Genomic DNA, 3,397 nt, shown 5'->3' with positions numbered 1-3,397 from the left:
GCAGTCCTAGTCGCAATCTTCGGCCGCGAGAACCAAGGCGGCTAACAATTCGTCCAAGCCGACGCCGCTTCGCGGCGCGGCTTAACTCAGGTGTTAGCCGTCGAAGGGGAATCATGGGCACCCGCTGGGAAAGCGTCTTCGTAAGCTGCACGTACGGCCAGCTGCTGGAGGTAGCCGAAGCGGCGAAGGAGCTGTTACCGCACGTACTGCGGGGCCGCCTCTCCCTCAACGCATTCCTTGTTGGTTCCCGCCCAGATGCGTATTCGCTGGAGTGCACGGGCTTCCGGGCCGGTCCCACCCCACTGCGGGGCATGCCCTCTGGCTCGCTCGAAACCGCTCTTCAAAGCCTCCCGCCAGAAGTCCTCCAATACTCAGGGAAACACGCGGAACTCGCTCTGGCAGCACTAGCCTCTGGCGTCGTAGGTAGCGCTACATGGCTGTTCTTCTCGGACAGTCTCGGAGAGGCGGCCGGAGCTTGGTTCCACGAAGGTGCGTTAGCTCACAGCTTCTACGCAACCGAGTCCCAGGTGCCCGGCTACCAACAGCAATTCCTCGCGGCGCTAGCCGAGTTCGTACCAGGGGTTAGCTACGTCGATGATGAGCTCTTTGAGGTGGTGTACAAAAGCGGGGTGGCCGCTACTATCGAAGTCGGCGGCTAACAATTCGTCCAAGCCGACACCGCTTCGCGGTGCGGCTTAACTCAGGTGTTAGGTGCCGCATGAGAGCTGCGCAGAAAGCGAGTATCGGTAGTGTCATTTCGGTTGCAGCAGTCGCTGCCTCCCCTCTCTTGCTTTACGTGCTTGCTCTGTCGCAGGTCAGCGGCCGCCCCGAGCCGCTGCAGGCCACACCGGCTGAGGCATTGGCCGCATGGCAGGCGTGCCTAGAGCCCGGTCCCATTGAGATCCGGCCGCTTAACCCGTGGGGGACTGTGGCGAGCCTTTTCCTTGGGCGCCCGGCCGCCGTATCGTCCGGCGAGCGGGCCGCTTGGGCAGTGGCCCGCCACTACAATGCGGAGCACCTGCCTCGCGGGTCATGGTGGCATCCGTCAGGTGCGGCGCTCACCATCTGGATCACGCGCAACTGGTCAGCGGAGCAGCTCGCAGCCACGGTCGCGGCCAGCCAGTACTGTCGGGCGGCACCTAACAATTCGTCCAAGCCGACGCCGCTTCGCGGCGCGGCTTAACTCAGGTGTTAGGCCGCAGCTGCAAGCATCTCGCGACTGGGCGCCCGCACAGTCGAACTCAACAGATCCGCCACCGCGTCACAACAGCCCCTATGAGCCGAGCTTTCCAAGCCTTTGGCACGCAGCCCTCCTCGCTGGCTGCGCCGGACACATTCGTCGCCGAGCTTCGTCGGTTCTTCACGGCCGAGCAACTTGCAACATGCGCGGTGGAAGTAGAGGAGCATCCCGTAGACGAGTCGCGACATGTGGTTCTTCTTACATGGGACGGGCGTTGGTGGGCACGCTTTTCCCCGCAAACTGGCCAAGAGGTGCGAGCGGACGCCACTCAAGCGGCGAGCCTTGCGGCTTCCCAGCGTGACCGCGATAAGGTCGTACGCAGCGACTACAGAATCCATGTCCTGTTCGCGGACGATCCAGATAAGCGCTACACAAACCACGCCGTCCAGCTACTAGACTTCTTGGAGGATGCCGCTGCAATGGTTATCTTCGATCCGGAGAGGCAAGACTTTCTTTGAGATGAACGCTGACTGCTGCCGCGTGTCAGCGTGGTGCCCGGCATTCGGCACCGGCGCGAGGGCTTCGGCCTAACAATTCGTCCAAGCCGACGCCGCTTCGCGGCGCGGCTTAACTCAGGTGTTAGGCCCCAGATGATGGATCCTGCGCAACTCTACCTCCAGACCGCCGAGAGAGCCCGGATCTCCTTGGTAGCGCTCGCACGGGACCCAGCCAAGCGTCCATACATTCCCATCAACTACCGTGCGTACCTGCGCTCCGCTTCTGGCTACAGCCTGAGAATGTCGTCTGGAACCGAAGACTACGTCGCGCAGCTAGAGCGCTTTGCACCGGTAGAGGCGCTTTTGTCTCTGCTGGAGTTCGTCGAGAGCTCTGAGTTCCCAGCGCTGTTCGCGAGCTGTTCCGCGGATGACATAGACATTCTCGCAATCCCTCTGCTGCTCGGTCGCAAGGATCTTGCCCGGCGGTACCTGGAAGGGTTCTTGCTAAAGAGCTCGCTCAGGCGCGTTTGGGCGAGCTACGTGCAAGGGCTGGGAGCCATGGCTCGCGGGGTCCCCTTTGAGCCCAGCCTGCCGCCGCGACCAAAGGGCATGGAGAAACATTGGCTGCTGTACGTGCGGCTTATGTCCGCACTAGCTGGCGGTGACCCTGATACTTGCTCCGCCACAACTGCCATTGGGGTGTCATTCCAGCGATGCAATAGTGACAAGCGGCTGACCGAAACGAGCCATATCGACCCGAATGGAACCCATCCGGTTCCATGGGACCTGCGGCTCGCTTATGTGGTTGCAGCAGCTGGGCTGGCGCCTAACAATTCGTCCAAGCCGACGCCGCTTCGCGGCGCGGCTTAACTCAGGTGTTAGGCGGCATGAGCGAACCGCGGCGGTACCTCCAAAAGCGATACGGCGAAAGCATCGCGGCGCCCTCCGAATCAGAACTCGGCGACGCGGTGATGGAGCTATTCAACGAGAATCTTCCCGGGATTACCGATGCTGACTATGCGGAGCACGGGGCAGCGCATCTGCGCTACGGCTTCGACGAGGGACCGATGTTCGTCGTTGAGGTGGCCCGCACAGGGGAAGCCACGCTGGAAGAGTGGTCCGATCAAGACTATGAGGAGAAGATTTGTCCTTCAAAGACGATCTCGGTAACCGCACAGCAGGCGCTTGATCTGTGGCTGTTACTAGCTGCTGGCAGAATAGATGAGGTCCGGGCGGCCTTCCGCGGAGCCGCCTAACAATTCGTCCAAGCCGACGCCGCTTCGCGGCGCGGCTTAACTCAGGTATTAGGCCGCGCAGATGATGAGCAGGCACGTGCGTATTTTGCGGGTGGTGGCTCTCTGCGCTGTCCCAGTCTGGTTTGTTTTGCTCCTCAGGTATGGGATGGTCCCTGACCAGCACGAAACGTTGTTCCTAGTAGCGGGGGCGGGCTTGTTCGCCGCGCTTGCTGCATTCTTCGCTACCCTAGTCGCCGGTCCGCTATCTTTTCCGCGCGGCTCCCGTGAGGCCTTGCTGTCCAGAATCTTGCTTGTGTTGATCGTGGTCGGCTTTCTGGTCGTTGTCAGCGGACTGGCGCGAAGGCTGCTTGGGTGGGTCGCAGGCGCGGCCTAACAATTCGTCCAAGCCGACGCCGCTTCGCGGCGCGGCTTAACTCAGGTGTTAGGCGGGCAATAGGCCGTATTGCTCAGCGGTGCTCTGCGCT

The 3,397-nt window shown here is 61.7% G+C and carries 4 protein-coding genes; all 4 read left to right on the top strand.

Annotated elements, in window-relative coordinates:
- The first annotated feature begins 113 nt into the window (after window positions 1–113).
- The 4 genes from ACFFGH_RS34205 (at window position 114) to ACFFGH_RS34190 (ending at window position 2,933) form a co-directional block, all read left to right on the top strand.
- On the top strand, window positions 114–659 hold the full coding sequence (locus tag ACFFGH_RS34205) for a hypothetical protein (protein ID WP_386677395.1): 546 nt from the start codon (window positions 114–116) through the stop codon (window positions 657–659).
- A gap of 616 nt (window positions 660–1,275) precedes the next feature.
- Complete coding sequence (locus ACFFGH_RS34200) at window positions 1,276–1,698, top strand: hypothetical protein (RefSeq protein ID WP_386677393.1); 423 nt, start codon at window positions 1,276–1,278, stop codon at window positions 1,696–1,698.
- Between the two features lie 279 nt (window positions 1,699–1,977).
- Entirely contained in the window at window positions 1,978–2,547 is a 570-nt protein-coding gene (locus ACFFGH_RS34195; RefSeq protein ID WP_386677391.1) for a hypothetical protein, read from the top strand.
- A gap of 17 nt (window positions 2,548–2,564) precedes the next feature.
- Entirely contained in the window at window positions 2,565–2,933 is a 369-nt protein-coding gene (locus ACFFGH_RS34190; RefSeq protein ID WP_386677389.1) for a hypothetical protein, read from the top strand.
- Window positions 2,934–3,397 lie beyond the last annotated feature (464 nt).

The organism is Lysobacter korlensis (genome assembly GCF_042434515.1).
The sequence above is the reverse complement of the archived record's forward strand: the minus strand, read 5'-3'. Positions and strand labels throughout refer to the sequence as shown.